We start from the raw sequence: 18,346 nt of genomic DNA, 5'->3' as shown, positions 1-18,346 counted from the left end.
AAAATGGGTTTTTAACTGATAAAGGTACTCAAATGGCTAGGTTAATATTACCGCAAGGTTTTCATGGTCATGATTTTATAAAAATGATGAAACATGAGCCGCATGGTCGAAATCGTATACGTTTATTGGCGATGTATTACCTTCAATTAGGCAAATCTTTTAAAGCCATATCTGAAATAGTGAAGTCACACTGGAAAACTGTGCAATCATGGCTCAGAAGATTTAGGAATCATGGTTTTGAAGGATTATTTGAATCACAAAGAAGCGGTGCCCCTAGGAAGATTAACACTATACAAGAGTCTGCTCTTTTTGATAAAATCAATACGCTCAGTGAAAGTAAAACTGGTGGGTATATAACTGGAAAGGAGCTACATATCATGTTACTTGAGGAATATGGTGCTAAATGTACTTTAAAAACAGTCTACAATACTATGCACCGCCTTGGTTTTAGCTGGATTACTTCTCGTTCAATGCATCCAAAGTCAAATCAAGAGACTCAAAATACATATAAAAAAACTTCCCAGACATGCTAACAGAATTATTACCAAAAAATATCGATAGATGTAAAGTTGATATATGGTCTCAGGATGAAACTCGAGTTGGGCAACAAGGTAGCTTAACTCGTATATGGGCTAAGCGTGGCACTAGACCCCGTAAAGTTCGGCAACAGCAATTCATTTCAACATATATTTATGGAGCTGCTTGCCATGATACAGGAGAAGCTTTTGCATTAATTTTACCATATGCAAATACACAGGCAATGAATAAATTCTTAGAAGACCTTTCTCGCAGTATTCAAGGCAACCGACATATAGCTTTACTAACGGATAATGCAGGTTGGCACACAGCCAAAAAACTAACTGTGCCAAGCAATATCACTTTGATACCGCTTCCTCCCTATGCACCGGAACTTAATGCAATGGAACAAGTTTGGGCATGGATCAAAAATCATTTCTTGTCTAACCAATGTTATGGTGTATATGAAGATATCGTCACTATGGCTTGTTACGCTTGGAATCAATTTGCTCATAATGTAGATTTAGTAAAATCAATTATGTATAGAGACTGGATAAATACACCGTGTTAATTATTGCAATTAGTATTACACGGTAAAGGGATTTTTATTTAAATTGCATAATGGTAAAATTACTCTACCAAATAATAGCTTGTTTAGTAGTAGATGAAGCAGGAATGGTAAGTAATAGTGATTATTTAGAATTATTTAAGATAGCAAGAAGCTCTAATTGTAATTTAATATTAGCAGGAGATGAGAAGCAACTAACCTCAATCGAGCGAGGTGGCATGTTTGAAATATTTGCCAGTACATTTGGTTCATATGTACTAAGTGATATTAGAAGACAAAGCCAGGAGTGGGCAAGAGAAATGGCTTTATGTTTTGCTAAGTCAGATATTGCAGCTGGGATAGTGTTGTTAGAGAGGCATAATGGGTTAAAGATTGATCATACTTTGGAAGAATCAATGGAAAGATTAATTGATGATTGGAATAGTAGCAGATTTACTCTACAAGAACGTTTAATAATTACTGTAGGCAACCAAGAAGTAGATAGTATTAATCAAGGAATAAGAGAATTATTAAAAGCAAGTGGATTACTAACGGGTAAAGAATATCGTCGCTCTATTCTAGGCTCAAAATCAGATAAGCAATATGAAGATTATATGGTAGGAGATCGTATTTTATTTAAGGCTACTGACAAAGATTTACAAATAGAAAATGGTGAATTTGCTACTCTAGTTTCAGTAAGTAACAATAAGTTTGTTGCTAAAACAGATCAAGGTAGAGAAATAGCATTTAATCCAGAAGGGATAAGTTTTAAACACGGCTATGCTTCTACAGTCTATAAAGCTCAAGGAGCATCAATTAAAGATGTATATGTCTTACATAATCTAGCTGGTAATGTTCGGAACTCTTATGTTGAGATGACCAGGCATGTAGAACAAGTCAAGCTGTACTGTAATAGGCAGGCTACAAGAAATATGGCAAGTTTAATATCACAACTTGCTAGGATAGATAATAGGCTAGCAAGTATGCATTTTAAAACTTTAGAAGATTTAAATAAAATGAATGAAGATAAAAATCCTACTATCATCAATAAAGTAGGTGATTGGTTTAAATATGTAGCCAATGACATAGAGGATAGATTGCATAATAATAAGCAATATTATCAACAGACAGTAAAAGCAGAATCACTTGTTAAAGTAGTAGAAGTTTTGCAGCAGACTAGCATAAATCTTGCTCAAAATAATCAACTGCAAGAAGGGTTAAACAACTCTGGTAAAATGTTAACTAATAGCAATAAACAAGAACCAAAAATAAATACTAAGTTACAAGAAGATATTATGACAAATTATGCTTCTACTCAGGATAATATAAAAAATAAAAATATGACAAATAACATTAATTATGATTTTATTAACAAGCAAGAGAGTCTAAAGTTGAAGCAATTACTATCTTTCAAAGCTGAAGACATAGCACATAGTCTTCTTGGTAGACCAAATGAGCTTTTATCCAATAATTATATATTACGCTGGGAAAAAGATGGTAAAATAGCAATGAAGATTAAAGGAGGTAAGGCTGGAATATGGTATGATTTTAGTAAAGGTGAAGGTGGAGACTTATTTACCTTAGTACAAAGAGAAAGAAAATGTAACTTTGTTGAAACCAAGAAATATTTGCAAGAAATGGTTGGTATGCCAACTGTCAATAAACAAGATATGCTAGCGGATTTGGTAGCAGATAAGTCTTACAGGCAAGATAAAACCCAGAATCAACAGGAACAAGATAAAGAAGCAGCTAAGATAAAACGAGCGGAAGGATTACATGAAAAATCAAGCTCAATACTACATTCTACTAATAATAATGTAGCTAGACAATATTTAGGTAAGCACCGTGGAATTAAGGCAGTATTAGAAAAATTTCAATTAAGCGGGGATCTTAAAATTAACATGATGTGGGATAATGAAAGCAAACAATATTATCCAGCCTTAATTGCCTTCGCACGAGATCAAGAAGGTAGAATCACTGGTGGACAATCGATCTATTTAAACCAAGAAACAGGTGCTAAAGCTGATATTGCCGTTAATAAACGTTCATTTGGTAAAATTAGTGGTTGTTTTGTAGAAATTCAACAAGATAATCAACAAGGGAATAAGTCAAGGAGTAACATAACAATTATAGCAGAAGGAGTAGAAACAGCTTTAAGTTTGCAGGAAGCAGGTATTAAAGGTAAAATCATCTGTAGTTTAGGTATAAGTAATATTAAGAATTATCAACCTACAAAAGGAGAGAAGATAATCATTGCGGCAGATAATGATGGACAAAGTGCCGTATCAGTTAATAGTGTTATTAAAGCTAAAGAACAATTAACAGCTAAGGGTGCAGTAGTATCAGTAATAATGCCGCAAGATATGGGGGATTTTAATGATATGCTCAAAGCTCAAGGAGCAGAATCTATTAAAAAGTTTATAGAACCTGAAATAGCAAAATTAATATCAAATGAAACACTAAACGAAAAAACAACTAAATTTACTGAGTCATTAAAACCAGTTAATAATGCTGACAATAATAAATCACAAGTCAAATCTATAGAACTAGAACTTGGGAAATCAGCAAATCACGATATATTACAGAAGTTTCAATGGCAAATAAAATCATTGGAAAGATTTACTACTAAGGAGAACATAAATACAGCCTTGCAAATATATAAGGAAAAAGGCATAGAGTCTTTTATTCTCTATAGCAAGAATAGCTGTTCTAAAGCTATTGAGCAGAAAATAACAAAAGATTTGCAAATAATGAAAAATAAGTTTGCTCCTAATTATAATTTAGGTAGTGTTAGATTCTGTGATATAGTAATAAATGATTTTAGAGGTAAAAGCTACCCCGTACCAGAAGATTACTTAGTTGCCATAGGCAAAGATAAACAAGTGATGCAATATATTAATCCACAATCAGTAATAGGTAAGGAAATAAAAAATGAATTACAAAATGCAGCAGAGACGCAGAAAAACCAGGGAATAGTAGTTAAAGGTACTATATAGATTATATTAATAATAATTAACTAATTAAGAATATGTCAACTCAATTAAAACATGATGCATTATTTAAAAAGATAATGGTCAATCAAATAGCAGCCCAAGAATTTTTGGAACATTATTTACCAGAAGAGGTTAAGGAAATAGTTGATTTAAGCAAAATAACAATAGAGAAAGAATCATTTGTTGAGGATGACCTAAAAAGAGCTCTTAGTGATTTAGTCTATTCTGTTAAGACTAAAGATAATGAGCAAGCCTTTGTGTATGTGTTGATTGAGGCGGAGATAAGACCAAAATATTGGATGGCACTCAAATTATGGAAATATATGTTACTATTAGCTGAAAGGCATAAAAAAGGTAGAAATAAAATACCGTTGATAATACCAATGGTATTTTATCATGGTACTAGAAAGTTTAATGTGCCAAAGAACTTGTTTGAGTTATTTAGCGATCCTAAGCTTGCAAAGCAACTAATGTGTGAGGATTATAAGCTAATAGATTTGCAAGCAATGTCTGATGATGAGATAAAGCAGAAGCAACATTTTGGCATGTTAGAATATATGCTCAAATATGTACAGCAGCGAGATATATTGAAGGTGTGGGATGAACTTTTAACAAATTTTAAATCCTATATTAGTATAGATAAGTCAACAGGCTATATTTACATAAGATCGTTTTTATGGTATAGTGAGGCTAAGATAGAAGAAGGTAAGCAACAAGAGCTAGAGAGGCTAATATCGAGTCATTTAACTGCAACAGAAGAGGAGAATATTATGAGAACTATTGCTGAGAAATATATTGATGAGGGTATAGAAAAAGGGATAGTTCAAGGCATCCAGATCGGTGAAGCTAAAGGCATCCAGGTTGGTAAAGCTGAAGGTAAAGCTGAAGAGAGATTTGAAATAGCAAAGAAAATGTTAGCTCAAGGCTCTGATGTTGCTTTTATTTCTGCTGTAACTGGTCTTAGCAAATCTTTTCTTCAATCTCTTACTCAGAAAAAATAAACCCAAATTAGCTGTTTAGAGAGGGGTTATAGTGTAATTTCCCCTTTTTATGTACTTTTTTCTACATAAAGCCATTTACCCCCTCTAAAAACGCTTTAAAATGGCTTTTGACATTTCAGTGAGTTTGCAAATTCATTGTTAGTTTAGTAATAGGAATATTACCTGCAAGCCTAACATAGCAGCTAAGGTTTGGTAGATTCATAATTTCAGATGGCATTACTAATAATTTTCTTTTCTCTATATTATTCATATTTACTCCATCACGCATAGTGTTAGAGCCATAAGAAAGATTTTCTTGTGGCTCAATGATTTCCTGCTCACCAAGCATTAAAGCAGTTCTATGGGCTGTTTGTTGATCACTAACTCGAAAAATAAACTTACTACTAAATAAATCAAGCATCGAGCTACTGCCGGCAAAACCATATATTTCCTCTAGCTGGTAAATGTTCTGCATACCAGCAACAAAACATCCGCCATATTTACGTGCTTCAGCTAAAGCAATTGGCAAAGCGGATATTTTTTGTAAGGCTGGTAGCTCATCTAAAATAAACCACATATTGTTATTATCGATAGTACCCCTATCCATTAAAGCTTTAATAGCAATACTTATCCAAGCAGCAATTAATGGACGCAATGTTACTCTTTGATTAGGCGTGCTAGTTATAAATAACCAACCCGTCTCAAGTGTATCACTAAACCATCTTCTAATGCTAAAATTACCATTAGGCTTTAAATGTTGCAGAGCAGCAATGTTTTTACCAATAGTTGCTTGAATACCAGAAGATGTCTCAGGAGCACTGCTACTTATAATACCTGCTACTGCAGTGTTTTTAAAAATTCTTGCAAATTGTTTATTATCTGAATAAATAATGCTATCAATTAACTTTTTAATATCCCTACTATCTTGATATAATTTTAATCCTTCAGCTAAGACTAGCTCGGCATTCTTAGCAAAAAAATCATCTAACCTAGGATTATAGCTACTAAAACTACTTGCTATATTATCAAAATCAGAAACATCTTGACAATCATTCCAAGGTAGCCAATGCTCGCTACTTTCTGCAAATGGGTTAAGCAATTTATCACAACTAGAGTCAAAAAATCTATCAATAAAACTACCTGTCAGATCAATAATTATTGCTCTATCTTGTTGCCTTCTAATTTGTGGTAGTAATTCATTTAGCATATTAGTTTTACCGCTGCCGGTAGTACCAGTAATTAGAATATGTTGCCTCTCACTATTTTTTACCAACGGCAAACCAGCAAACTCAATTTTTGAGGCTTTGTTATTTTGATGCAGCATTTTAGCCAACATTTTAGCTTCTACAAAATCTGCTCCCCTAATTTTATCTTGACGAATTGTTTTTTTGCCTTGGTAGATAAAGAAGATTGTGGAAGTTATTATCCCAATAGTAAAGATAATTATTACTTCTAACCAAGCTGAATATAATAAAAATTGCCCTATTTTCTCAATCCTTGCTCCGTGAGGTGTAACATACCAGAACTTATCAATGAAGCTTTGAGCATTACGATAAACCCAAGCTTTTTGTTCTAAATAATAGAATTTGATACCTATTTGATTAACAGGATAAAAATATTGTCCTACTGCAAGTTTTAACTGAACATAACGCTCTATTATAAAATAATAAAAACTAATTAAGGATAATTTCTGATATATACGCCATATTAGCCAACTAATAGTTAGTACCAACCCAACCATAACAGCATTTATACTTCCTTGCCCAAACATTCTGAATTGATGAGCAAAGATTTGTGAGCCTCGAGTAAAGTTATTTTGATTATGATTTTGATAGCTCATTAAGTTTGTTATCAGTTTATAAATTATCTTTTAATATCTTTAATTTCTGTTCAAATTCATCAGCCATACGATTGTTACCAAATTTCCTTAAACCTGTAATTGTTTTTTCATATTCTTCTATAAGATTAGGTTTATACTTGAAAGCCAAATTAAAGTTCTTTTTAGCTTCTTTATGTTTTCCTAAACTTATTAAGGCAATACCTTTTTCTAAATAGCTTTCCACAAAATCAGCTTTATAATTAACAGCTAAATCATAGTTTTCTATTGCTTCTTGGTGTAATCCTAAATACATTAAAGATATCCCTTTGTTATAATAGGCTTCTGGATATTTAGGATTATATTTAAGAGCAATATCAAAATTTTCTATCGCCTCTTGGTATTTTCTCATATACATTAAAGATATTCCCTTATTATTATAAGCTTCTACACAATTAGGTTGGTGTTTGATCGCTATATCACAAATTTTTATTGCCTCTTGAAATTGTCCTAAATATAGCAAAGATACACCTTTATTGTTATAAGCATCTGTGTAATCTGGTTTATATTTAATAGCAAGATTATAGTTTTCTATTGCTTCTTGGTGTAACCCTAGATACATTAAGGATATCCCTTTGTTATAACAGGCTTCTGGATATTGGGGATTATATTTAAGAGCAATATCAAAATTTTCTATCGCTTCTTGATATTTTCCTAATATATTTAAAACATTTCCTTTATTATTATAGGCATCTGCAAAATTAACTTGATATTTAATAGCTAAATTATAAAGGATTATGGCTTCTTGATATCGTTCTAGTTTTCTATAAGACACTCCTTTGTTATTATATGTTTCTGCAAGATTTGGGTTATATTTAATAGCTAAATCATAATTTTTAATAGCTTCTTGATATTTGTCTAACTCGTTTAAAGCTAAACCTTTATTACAATACGCTTCTGCATAATCAGCTTTATGTTTAATAGCTAAATCAAAATTTTCTACAGCTTCTTGATATTTTTCTAATCTTAAAAATGACCTACCTATGTTAAAATATTCTTCTGCTAAAATATTTGGATCTTTAATTTTACTCTGCTGATCTAGCTCATATTGTTGCTGTTTTGTATTAATATCTTGATCTAATAATTTGTTTGTTTCTGCAATAACTTTATTGGAGAACATTAATGGTAAAATAGCTATGACAATTAACTTTTTGATACTTGGCATAAATTTATCCTCAATTATTTTCATCATCCTTTTTATATCCTGGTAGCTTTATATTTCTTTTCTTAATCGCTTCTTGACTTATTCCAAGATTATCTGCTACTTGCTGAGCAGTTCTGACAATAGTAGAGTCTGGAGTTTCATTAAATTCATCCTGAATCTGCTGAGTTCTATCTTTTATTGTATCTGGTAACTTATTAAGGTTTTGTATTTTTTTTCCTTCATATTCAGTTGCATTATTTATCAGCACTTGTTCTACACTCTGATCATACATATCATTTTTTCTATTATCAATACTACTAGTCGCTTGATCATTTAATTGTTGGGTATTTTTATCAAAAGCTGATCGTAGTTCCTGTTTAGATGGAATATTGCCACTATCAGCAGAGCTCAGACTTTGAGGAATAACATTGTTAATTTTAGCTGTATCTAAAGCTATTTGCTCTGCCTCATGTTGATGAGTATTTGCCCATTTAGCTGCTTGTTCTTTGCTGTTAACCCCAGGAATATTTTTACTAACTATGCTATCCAGTACTGGTGCATTTAGATTACGATCAATAGAAGCAGAGTTTTGTGATACATAGTTCATATTATAGCTAAGCTGTTCCATGGTTTGTTTGGTTCTGGCTATTTCTTGTCCAACAGATTGTTGCTCAGAGAAGTTATTATTTAAATTATTAGTCAGTGATTGTACATCACTATTAGATTGATTCAGCCTGCCTTCTTTACTAGCACTCTTAATTTTTGATAATGCTTCATTATATGATTGTTGCTGATTTATAGATTTGCCTTGATCTATTATTTTTGTCTTTTCTGATCCAACTTTCACTGCTACACCTATTCCAACATTTCCACCTATACTTCCCTCAGCATTAGTACTAGTTCCTTTTCTATTATGACTCGCAGTATGCTCTGTAGCAGATTCACTATCTGAATTCGTTTGCTGCAAGGCTAAATACTGACTATCAGTAATTCCTATAGATTTAGCTTCCTCATAACTTAATCTCTTACCTATCTCAGTTGCTAAAGATGTCCCTGTTGTAGTCAAATCACTGTACCTATCAGTTAATCCATCAAGATAGCTTTGTGAGCTGGTAAACTGACTTTGATAGCTATCTTGTAATAATTTAGAGGAGCGATAATTATTTACCAAAGAGTCTACTGCCTCAGTAAGTACTTGTCTACCACTATCAGTACTAGTTACTCTCATACCTCCATCATCAATAATACCTCCTGCCATTTGTAGAGTCGGGGCTAAACTCTGCTGGGCGATGGTGCGGTTGCCAATATTATAGTTATCCATGGAAATATTATTATCAGCAATGTTTGCTCCTATACCACTTGCCACTGATATTGGAGAAAATTGATTAGCAAGCGTGGTGGTAGCGTGGACACAGCCCTTTAATACTGCCCAAGATAACATTGGTACTGATGCAGCTAACATCTGAAAGGTAGCGTAACTATGCAGAATCATTTCAGAAAAACTTCCTTGCGATAAGATATTTAAACCGGTTAATCCACTAGAACCAGATTTACCAGCTAAACTAATCATCCCCAAGCAATGAATGATAGTAAAAAATACAGACCAGCTTGTTAACCATATTATTAAAATTATCCAAGTTTTTAATATGCTATAACCACCAGGCAGCATACTCATTGGAAATACTATAAAGATCATGCAGGTAACAAGTGCAAAAAATACAGACTGCAATATTGGCATAATACTTGCTGCCATTTCTCCTGCTACTAAATAGCTAAATGATTGTTGAAACAATCCACGAGTAGCATTCATACTAACTAGTTGCGGATATATTCTAGCTAATGAGAACTTTTCCCGCCAATCATCATAGGCTTCACGGTTAGCATTTAACAGCATTGCTTGTTTCATCCACTGATGAATATCTGTTTGTTCCTTCTTGAGATATTTCAGCGTATCGCCGGTCATAGCTTTTAATCTCTGATTTAACTGTTCTGGTCTGTCAGATTGCACCCCTATACTAGAGGCAAATTTAGTTAGTAACCCCTCATGTAACTCTTTGTTAATAGCTGCCTTGATTAATGGAGTTACTTGCCTACAAGTTTTAAAGCTAATAGCAGAATTACTTGGATCTTTGTAGTATATACCAAAATTATTTGGCATGTTTTGTTCTATAAAACCAATTATATCATTTGTTTTTTGTGCTGCTCCTTTTTTGCCTAAAATATTACCAATAACATAAGGTTTCATAAAACATTGTCTTAAAAATTCTTTACTATTAGTCAAAGTTATTGGATCCTCTATTTGGATGTCTTTGATTTTACCTACAGCTTTAGCACCAAACATAATGCCATTTTTTCTACTAGATAATCCATCATCGGCAGGCAAAAGGTGTTTTTCTAGCATCTCTGACAAAGTATAACTGATTTTCGATGCACTAGAGGCAAAAAAAGCAATACCAATTGGAATATTATCAATTTTAACAGGAGCACTCATCGATATTTCATCTTTAAGCCAAACAGTAGCTTTTGGTGTAAATAAAAACACAAAAATAAAAAACGATGGGAAAAACCACTCCATGGCAAAAATACCAATATTGCCCTTAAAAATAGCTCTAGTTGCAGCCCAAATACCACCGAGGCTTAAAGCAAACTTACCTACTGGGGTAAAATATTCGCTATTTGAAGCAAATACTCTACCTATGCCATTAAATATATGCCATAATATATCTCCTCCACCAAATGTATGTATTACGTAATCTACCATTTCCTTATATATAATTTTATGTTTTTTTCATTTTTACTTTTCAATTATTATAGGTTTAACTCCGTTCCTTAACCATTAGATGTTGTTCTATTAACCTGGCTCTTTTATCTATCTGATTGCTACTTGTCAGCATGTTACTCCATTTCTCTTGAGCAAAAATTTGTACTCTGTCTAATGATTTTAAATATTCTACTAAATGTTGATCTGTAACTTGCTTAGTTTTCAGCAAAGTTACTGCTTTACGTACTTCAGATATTATTTCTTTCAAATGCTGCAATAAACTATAACTAGCAATTAATTCTGATGAACTATCTAAAATAGTTACTCCTGAAATTGATTCTAAAGTAATATAATCATAAATTGGAAATGCTTCACCGATCGATGACAGGAACATGATATCTATATTATTAAACTCATTATTACTAGCAAGCTTACTTTTTAAATCATCTAATTTTGTTTTAGCTTTGCCTTGATATGATTGCTCTGGTAGAATACTAATATTCCGCTGTAATGTTGGATTCAAACAACTACTATTATCACAAGCATAAATTGAGGCAGATTCTCCACCTTTTAAGTGAGTTATCCAGCTTTTTTCATCTTTAGCCAGGGAGTCAAAGAAATAAACATTATTATCCTTGATGATAATAGTACCAGTCATTGACATTATGGCATTTCTCATATCTGGTGGAATACCTACTTTTTCTGCTGCTTTAATAAAGATGTTATAATTGTTTAACATTAATTCTGGATCTTTATTTTGTGCTTGTTGCAATGCTTGCTTTTGCTCTAAGTCATTACGGCATCTCTTACCAGCAGCAAAATAATCCATACCAGATTGTGCTTGCATATCCTTACAAACTGATTCTCGCATAGCTGAGTCTTTTGGTAAGCTTGAGGCAAATATAGCTTTAGTTAGCTCACAATCACCCTTAGCAAATTGATTCATCTCCATAGCAAGGTTACGTAAATCCTTAAGACCATTCTCTATTTGTGGAGCAAAAGTCTTTAATCCCAAAGAAAAAACATATGCTTTAGATTGAGAGCCAATATTTTTCATCAACTGTACTAATTCTTCACCGGAAATAATTGAAAAACTACCAAGATAGGCATCTATACCACTACAGCTCATGGTTAAAGATGGTGGAGTCATGCTAATTGGGTTAAACGATGTTTTACTGGTACGCATTGATAATCCTCCTGCCGCATAATAACCAGCTGCTTGGTCTTGGTAAGAACCAGGCTTAGTAACGTTCACGCTCATCCCTTGAAACACATCTCCAATATTCCACGCCAAAGCAGTTGGTACATGAATCAACAATATTGTGACTATTATACTAAAATATAAACTGCTACTTATACTTAAAGTGATATTTTTTATCATTATTTTCACTTTTTGCTAAATTTTGATAATGTAGATCAATAGTCACGATATTCTCAATAATCTTATCTTCCGAAATTATTTCTCTAGCTACCGGATATATTCTTTTACCGCTACTATCAACCAAATATAATATTGGCACAATATTCTCAGGATTTAAAGCTCGTAATAATCCAGTATCTTTGCTAGTTTTAATATTCTGAAAATCCGTACCATTGTTAGAAACCAACAATAGCTGAAAACCATATTTGCTAGCAAATCTCTGGACAATAGGAGCAAAAGCCTGACAATAAGGACAATTGTTACTCACCTGTAAAATCAAACCCCAATCTTTGGCTAAATTGATTAGTTTGTTATTATTTATCTGTTCAGTTGCCTCCTGATATAATTTCTTATGTAAACTATTACTTGGTTCGTTGTTATTGAGTAAACTAGGCTCAATTAAAGTTGCTAATTGCCACATAGCAGCAAATTTTTGTGACTTCTCCATTATTATTTTTTGCAATTTTTGAGCCTTGATGACATTCTCTAAAGTTGGATTATCAAGTGCCTTGCGTTGAGCATTGTTAAACTTTTGCTTTAAGCTCTCTATTCTTTGGTTGTAAGGTTGTTGTTTTTCTCTTATTTCCGATGATAATTTTGACCTACAATATGCTGGTGATTTGCTTATTGGCTGTTCATTATACCACAAAAACCCATGCGGTTCTTGCCATGGATTATTAGTAAAATTTTCTGTCTCTATTCTGCTCATATTGGTAGCTATTTCCTTGGTAGTGACAGCAAATGATTTTGTTTGCCAATGATTAATTAAAATTACAGCTGTTACTATGGTTATTACTCGACTTATTGTTACACACATTATTACTCATGACTTTAGTCCCTCAATATGATAAATTATGGTTATTATTCCTGCAATTAACTGGTGTTTGCTTTTGGATTACTGGCATTTGATTATTTATTTGTTTTGGAAAACTCTTGCCCATCTTATTTTTAGCATCAAACAATAAATCAGCAAATAATTCTTCTAAATCAAACTTTGAAAAATCTATTCTTTGTAGTTCATCTACAGTAAATCCGCGACAATTTGGATATTCGCTTGAGCCAAAACTAATTCCTAATTGATTTCTCCCTTGCTCTTGAAAAACCCGTGCCAGCTTGGAATTAAAACAACAATAGGTGGATTTTTTAGTTAAACATTTCTTAAATATTGGATCTCGCTGACTACAATAAGTGCCAACAAAATGGCATTGTCCTTTCCCTCTCTTTAAGGCAAGAGCTTTCTCTCCTGCTTTGCATCTAGCTAGTCCCAAATCCTTTCCCCAACCTTTCATTGAAGAACAACAATTAAGGAAATTAACAATATTCTTCCTACAACCATTTGATTCTCCCTTAAAGACATAAATTGGTGTACCTTGCATATCTTTCTTCATCTCATTCAACATGGCTAAATAACCAACATTTGATATATCATTATTTTGCTCAATTGTAGGTGTATGACAATCTCCACCCAAACAAAAAATAGTTGCACCTGCCAAGGAAGAGCTTAAGCTCTTCTTCTCACCAAAACATCTATAATTCCTGTGCCATAATAAGCAGATATTACCGTTTCTGTTTAAACAATTACTATTTTCCAACTGGCATCCTTGGGATTTCAAATGTTTACAACCATCTTGTGGCTCAGAATAACATTGATAGCTGATTTTCTCCTTCCAACATGGACGGCTTATAATATATTTATCAAAAAATGTCTTATTACCACTTTCCAGACAGACTCGATTTATTTCATGACATTCATTCGCTTCTGCTAATTTTTCTGCTTCTTCAGTGATAACTTGCCAATATTCGCCTTTTTCTTTAAATTCTTTTATTTTTTCTCGATACTTATAATTAACTGTCGTAGCAGTAGGTATGGTTATACGATAAACCAACAGATTTCTCTCCTTTTCACTATAGCCAACTTTTATCTCACCAATATTTTCGAGTAAAGTATGTTGCCGAGTTGCAATCATCGCTCTTAATTGTTGTTGTACATTACCATCTTCTTCCCTTATTCTCTGATATTGTGCTCTCCACCAATTATTTTTATCGTAGTAATATTCCTTGGTTTTTAGTTCAGTCCAAGTATCATCAATATCATCCTCACTTATTATCGGCATACTTCGATCTTGCCAATATCCCCATCCTTCAAATAATCCACATTCTACGACTAATTGTTTGATGATATCTATCTCAAACTCAACACCTTCCCTGCAACTCTTATTGATTTTAGTCTTAGTCACAGATTCACTAGAACTAAAATGGCTTCCCTCAGTATGTCTTAATGGATTTTCTTCAATCCTCTTGGCATTAACTAGCAAAGGATTTTGGTTATTTAAATCATATTCCTTTAAGGCATTTATTTTCTTGAGTTCATTTTGTTGGATAAATTTACCCTCTTCACTATTATTTAAAATATTTCCCCCTTTATTAGTTAAATCATTATCTCCCATATTAGTTAAGTGTGATACATTAGCATCTTTATCAAATATTACTTTATTACCAGCTTGATCAGGATTACCAAGCCTTAGACTGTTTCTATATTGCTCTGCCTGATTGTAACTATTTTGCATGCCATATGCTAAAGTAGAGGCTGGTTCATAAGTTAGTAATAACCAAGCAATCATAATAAAAACCACATAATTACAGCAATGTTGTATCAATTTTCTTGCTCCATCAGTTCTATAGCTTTCATTAAAGCTATATGACCAGTTAGTTTCTTAACTCGTCCTTGACCATTATCTACTATTATTACTGGTACAGAAGTAATTTGATATTGCTCAAACAAATTCGGATCAATATTAAAACTAATAGCTAATTCATCAGCTTTTGCCTTAGTTTGCAAAAATGAATTATTTTTAAGTCCACGCATTACTAATATTGCTGAGGCTTGTTCTGCTTCAATAAAATAGCTTTTTAATGCTGTATCTGGCATCGAAAATGAGACAAAAATATAGGTTTGTGCTTTCGCTAAAGCATTAGTGCTACTTAAAATTAGTAATATTAATAATAATTGTTTTTTTATTGTAAACATATTAATTCAATTAATAATTAAAAAAGGCAGCAGTTTCTTTTTCTCCAAATTAAATAACCAAAATCTTCTCCTTTAATTGGAAATTCTCTGCCTGCTTGCCACATTACTTCAGTCTCACCAATCTTTTTGCAATCATTAATTTCTGGAATCGGATAGGTCATTTGCAACCTATATTGGCTCTTTTTAATTATTGGCATTGGATATTTACCACATAATCCTTCATTGCCTACATAACCCCATAATAATAATTCTCTATGTAGCTTAGCTATAAATTTTGCTACTATTAATACTGAAGTGCCTACCCCGCCGTTATGATGCCCTGTAGTACCAGTAAACGGATAAATAGACCCTTGACAGCCAGCACACCAAAATAATGCATCACTTGCAAGATTACCGCTACTACAACTTATACCAATTGCAATAATTAACACGGTGTATTTATCCAGTCTCTATACATAATTGATTTTACTAAATCTACATTATGAGCAAATTGATTCCAAGCGTAACAAGCCATAGTGACGATATCTTCATATACACCATAACATTGGTTAGACAAGAAATGATTTTTGATCCATTCCCAAACTTGTTCCATTGCATTAAGTTCCGGTGCATAGGGCGGAAGCGGTATCAAAGTGATATTGCTTGGCACAGTTAGTTTTTTGGCTGTGTGCCAACCTGCATTATCCGTTAGTAAAGCTATATGTCGGTTGCCTTGAATACTGCGAGAAAGGTCTTCTAAGAATTTATTCATTGCCTGTGTATTTGCATATGGTAAAATTAATGCAAAAGCTTCTCCTGTATCATGGCAAGCAGCTCCATAAATATATGTTGAAATGAATTGCTGTTGCCGAACTTTACGGGGTCTAGTGCCACGCTTAGCCCATATACGAGTTAAGCTACCTTGTTGCCCAACTCGAGTTTCATCCTGAGACCATATATCAACTTTACATCTATCGATATTTTTTGATAATAATTCTGTTAGCATGTCTGGGAAGTTTTTTTATATGTATTTTGAGTCTCTTGATTTGACTTTGGATGCATTGAACGAGAAGTAATCCAGCTAAAACCAAGGCGGTGCATAGTATTGTAGACTGTTTTTAAAGTACATTTAGCACCATATTCCTCAAGTAACATGATATGTAGCTCCTTTCCAGTTATATACCCACCAGTTTTACTTTCACTGAGCGTATTGATTTTATCAAAAAGAGCAGACTCTTGTATAGTGTTAATCTTCCTAGGGGCACCGCTTCTTTGTGATTCAAATAATCCTTCAAAACCATGATTCCTAAATCTTCTGAGCCATGATTGCACAGTTTTCCAGTGTGACTTCACTATTTCAGATATGGCTTTAAAAGATTTGCCTAATTGAAGGTAATACATCGCCAATAAACGTATACGATTTCGACCATGCGGCTCATGTTTCATCATTTTTATAAAATCATGACCATGAAAACCTTGCGGTAATATTAACCTAGCCATTTGAGTACCTTTATCAGGTAAAAACCCATTTTACACCACTGCGTTAATTATTGCAATTGGTATTATACAATCAGCAATACAAGCTGATTGAGCTATAATATTACCAAATAATAAACTTTCAGGATTTAATATGGCAGATTTAGCATCATCTCCCCATAATGGATCAAACTCAGTTAAATATGCTACATCAACTGAACTCATCTCTAAACAAGCAAAATCCAGTAATATCTCAAGCCAATAAATAACTGGATACATGTACCAATGAACATGATAGAATGCTGCACCTTCTTTATCATCTTTTATCCCTCTTTGACTACTTGTTCCTAGTTGCATGCCACCAAGGCTCACCATACACATTGGTGATTTAGTCACATCTACTAATCTTACTGGCTCCCAAAAACCAATCGGAATACCAGGAACAGGCACTGAAATACCTGGTCTTGGACAAAAACACAATATATTCCTTGGTGAGTTTGTATCAGCCATAGGGCTACCAACTATTTTTACTCCTCCTATAGTAATTGGAAATAAACATTTCCAACATATATCAGTAATTGGATTAACAAACCTTCCTACACAACCAATTGATGCATATGTAGAATTAGATGCTATAATGATAATTATACACATAGTTATCCACAATGTTTCTTTTCTTAGTACCATTAGCTTGTACTTTACTTAAATTTGCTACATTCATCATTTTTATTATATTTTTGCCCCGGTACTAAATATATTACCTCACCATTATCTTTTACTATTGCTTGCACTTCACCTTGCAGCACATCATCGACTATTTTTGCTAAATGTTTTCTTGCTTCTTGTAATTGCCACTTTTTCATATAATTACCTTTAATTCTCTCTATAGCTTAACATTTATCCACATATACAATTATAAATATTTAATTAATCTTTATCTCTCTAATTTTAAGTAAACTACCTTCTTGCTCCACCATAGCTGGCATAGTTTTTATTTTAAAACGTGTGGTTAAAGTCCCACCTTGATCAAAGAATACATGCTGATCTAACTGTTGTGCTAACTGGCTAGGGCTTCCTTTAGTTAGTACCACCTTGCCTCTCTTGGATTTAGCCCAAGCAACTTGCTCCTTATCATCTCCATCAATTAATATTAATGCTTCTCCCCAACTTATTGTCTCTAAAGGATTAACTTTTGTTCCTGCTTTTATTATTATTTTACCAGCTTGATTTTTTATATCAGTCTTTTGTGTAAAGCTTGGATCATATAGCCTGCTTGTATTTTTGCTAGCTTTGCTTAAATTCTTAACTGGTACTGGTCTTATTATTTTCTGCTTTACTCTTTCTTGAAATTCTTCTTGCATTTTTTCTAATAAACCACTTTGCTCGGCAATTTTAAGTTTTGTAATAATTGTTTCTAATAATGATTGTTCAATGATTGGAAATATATGCCCCCTAACTCCATAGTCTTTAATTTTTACTTCTTGCTTAAGCTCTCCATAACTTGTACTTGTAAAACATATAATAAAAATTATTAAACAACGTCTACAAATAATTCCAGTACTAATAGTTATCATAATTATAAAATATCTATTTCATCCTACTGTACAATTTTTACTGTATACTCAC

At 32.9% G+C, this 18,346-nt stretch carries 14 protein-coding genes and 3 pseudogenes; 4 read left to right on the top strand and 13 right to left on the bottom strand.

Going from position 1 to position 18,346, the window contains the following annotated elements; translation table 11 throughout:
• Positions 1-32: 32 nt before the first annotated feature.
• The 4 genes and pseudogenes from AAHM80_RS04530 to AAHM80_RS04515 all read left to right on the top strand — a co-directional run bounded on the left by AAHM80_RS04530 (position 33) and on the right by AAHM80_RS04515 (position 5,057).
• Entirely contained in the window at positions 33-533 is a 501-nt protein-coding gene (locus AAHM80_RS04530) for a helix-turn-helix domain-containing protein (protein WP_342259385.1), read from the top strand.
• Complete coding sequence (locus tag AAHM80_RS04525) at positions 527-1,087, top strand: IS630 family transposase (RefSeq protein WP_342259405.1); 561 nt, start codon at positions 527-529, stop codon at positions 1,085-1,087. Before AAHM80_RS04530 ends, AAHM80_RS04525 begins: the two co-directional genes overlap by 7 nt.
• Positions 1,088-1,103: 16 nt before the next feature.
• Positions 1,104-4,059: pseudogene (locus AAHM80_RS04520) on the top strand (AAA family ATPase); the annotation flags it as partial.
• A 32-nt stretch (positions 4,060-4,091) separates the two neighbouring features.
• Positions 4,092-5,057: an Rpn family recombination-promoting nuclease/putative transposase gene (locus AAHM80_RS04515; protein ID WP_342259404.1), complete on the top strand. Its 966-nt coding sequence runs from the start codon at positions 4,092-4,094 to the stop codon at positions 5,055-5,057.
• A 115-nt stretch (positions 5,058-5,172) separates the two neighbouring features.
• On the opposite strand, the gene AAHM80_RS04510 is transcribed toward AAHM80_RS04515, so the two are convergent.
• The 13 genes and pseudogenes from AAHM80_RS04510 to traW form a co-directional block, all read right to left on the bottom strand.
• Entirely contained in the window at positions 5,173-6,876 is a 1,704-nt protein-coding gene (locus AAHM80_RS04510; protein WP_342259403.1) for a type IV secretion system DNA-binding domain-containing protein, read from the bottom strand.
• A gap of 16 nt (positions 6,877-6,892) precedes the next feature.
• Complete coding sequence (locus tag AAHM80_RS04505; protein ID WP_342259402.1) at positions 6,893-8,101, bottom strand: tetratricopeptide repeat protein; 1,209 nt, start codon at positions 8,099-8,101, stop codon at positions 6,893-6,895.
• Entirely contained in the window at positions 8,088-10,817 is a 2,730-nt protein-coding gene (locus AAHM80_RS04500; protein WP_342259401.1) for a conjugal transfer protein TraG N-terminal domain-containing protein, read from the bottom strand. Before AAHM80_RS04500 ends, AAHM80_RS04505 begins: the two co-directional genes overlap by 14 nt.
• A 55-nt stretch (positions 10,818-10,872) precedes the next feature.
• Positions 10,873-12,198 carry a conjugal transfer protein TraH gene (locus tag AAHM80_RS04495; RefSeq protein ID WP_342259400.1) on the bottom strand — a complete coding sequence of 442 codons (1,326 nt, stop codon included), beginning with the start codon at positions 12,196-12,198 and terminating at the stop codon, positions 10,873-10,875.
• Positions 12,167-13,054: a conjugal transfer protein TraF gene (locus tag AAHM80_RS04490; RefSeq protein WP_342259399.1), complete on the bottom strand. Its 888-nt coding sequence runs from the start codon at positions 13,052-13,054 to the stop codon at positions 12,167-12,169. The genes AAHM80_RS04495 and AAHM80_RS04490 overlap by 32 nt, the downstream gene beginning before the upstream one ends.
• 22 nt (positions 13,055-13,076) lie before the next feature.
• Positions 13,077-14,894 carry a conjugal transfer protein TraN gene (gene traN, locus AAHM80_RS04485; RefSeq protein ID WP_342259398.1) on the bottom strand — a complete coding sequence of 606 codons (1,818 nt, stop codon included), beginning with the start codon at positions 14,892-14,894 and terminating at the stop codon, positions 13,077-13,079.
• Positions 14,891-15,265 (bottom strand): type-F conjugative transfer system pilin assembly protein TrbC, encoded by a 375-nt coding sequence (trbC, locus tag AAHM80_RS04480; protein ID WP_342259397.1) that lies wholly within the window; start codon positions 15,263-15,265, stop codon positions 14,891-14,893. Before trbC ends, traN begins: the two co-directional genes overlap by 4 nt.
• Positions 15,266-15,282: 17 nt before the next feature.
• Positions 15,283-15,687 (bottom strand): annotated as a pseudogene (locus AAHM80_RS04475) (TraU family protein); the annotation flags it as partial.
• Between the two features lie 2 nt (positions 15,688-15,689).
• A complete protein-coding gene (locus AAHM80_RS04470; protein ID WP_342259390.1) occupies positions 15,690-16,250 on the bottom strand; it encodes an IS630 family transposase in 561 nt (186 codons plus the stop codon).
• Positions 16,244-16,744 carry a helix-turn-helix domain-containing protein gene (locus tag AAHM80_RS04465; protein ID WP_342259385.1) on the bottom strand — a complete coding sequence of 167 codons (501 nt, stop codon included), beginning with the start codon at positions 16,742-16,744 and terminating at the stop codon, positions 16,244-16,246. The genes AAHM80_RS04470 and AAHM80_RS04465 overlap by 7 nt, the downstream gene beginning before the upstream one ends.
• Before the next feature lie 63 nt (positions 16,745-16,807).
• Positions 16,808-17,374, bottom strand: a pseudogene (locus AAHM80_RS04460) (TraU family protein); the annotation flags it as partial.
• Positions 17,375-17,418: 44 nt separating this feature from the next.
• Positions 17,419-17,583 (bottom strand): type II toxin-antitoxin system Phd/YefM family antitoxin, encoded by a 165-nt coding sequence (locus AAHM80_RS04455; RefSeq protein ID WP_342259396.1) that lies wholly within the window; start codon positions 17,581-17,583, stop codon positions 17,419-17,421.
• 60 nt (positions 17,584-17,643) lie between these two features.
• A complete protein-coding gene (traW, locus tag AAHM80_RS04450; protein ID WP_342259395.1) occupies positions 17,644-18,294 on the bottom strand; it encodes a type-F conjugative transfer system protein TraW in 651 nt (216 codons plus the stop codon).
• Positions 18,295-18,346 lie beyond the last annotated feature (52 nt).

Source organism: Candidatus Tisiphia endosymbiont of Metellina segmentata (assembly GCF_964030715.1).
Lineage (GTDB): Bacteria > Pseudomonadota > Alphaproteobacteria > Rickettsiales > Rickettsiaceae > Tisiphia.
This window is presented reverse-complemented; position numbering and strand designations above follow the sequence as displayed.

Coding starts and splice junctions, on each gene's coding strand:
- AAHM80_RS04530 (WP_342259385.1), top strand. CDS start 33: ATGGCTAGGTTAATATTACCGCAAGGTTTTCATGGTCATGATTTTATA.
- AAHM80_RS04525 (WP_342259405.1), top strand. CDS start 527: ATGCTAACAGAATTATTACCAAAAAATATCGATAGATGTAAAGTTGAT.
- AAHM80_RS04515 (WP_342259404.1), top strand. CDS start 4,092: ATGTCAACTCAATTAAAACATGATGCATTATTTAAAAAGATAATGGTC.
- AAHM80_RS04510 (WP_342259403.1), bottom strand. CDS start 6,876: ATGAGCTATCAAAATCATAATCAAAATAACTTTACTCGAGGCTCACAA.
- AAHM80_RS04505 (WP_342259402.1), bottom strand. CDS start 8,101: ATGAAAATAATTGAGGATAAATTTATGCCAAGTATCAAAAAGTTAATT.
- AAHM80_RS04500 (WP_342259401.1), bottom strand. CDS start 10,817: ATGGTAGATTACGTAATACATACATTTGGTGGAGGAGATATATTATGG.
- AAHM80_RS04495 (WP_342259400.1), bottom strand. CDS start 12,198: ATGATAAAAAATATCACTTTAAGTATAAGTAGCAGTTTATATTTTAGT.
- AAHM80_RS04490 (WP_342259399.1), bottom strand. CDS start 13,054: ATGTGTGTAACAATAAGTCGAGTAATAACCATAGTAACAGCTGTAATT.
- trbC (WP_342259397.1), bottom strand. CDS start 15,265: ATGTTTACAATAAAAAAACAATTATTATTAATATTACTAATTTTAAGT.
- AAHM80_RS04470 (WP_342259390.1), bottom strand. CDS start 16,250: ATGCTAACAGAATTATTATCAAAAAATATCGATAGATGTAAAGTTGAT.
- AAHM80_RS04465 (WP_342259385.1), bottom strand. CDS start 16,744: ATGGCTAGGTTAATATTACCGCAAGGTTTTCATGGTCATGATTTTATA.
- AAHM80_RS04455 (WP_342259396.1), bottom strand. CDS start 17,583: ATGAAAAAGTGGCAATTACAAGAAGCAAGAAAACATTTAGCAAAAATA.
- traW (WP_342259395.1), bottom strand. CDS start 18,294: ATGATAACTATTAGTACTGGAATTATTTGTAGACGTTGTTTAATAATT.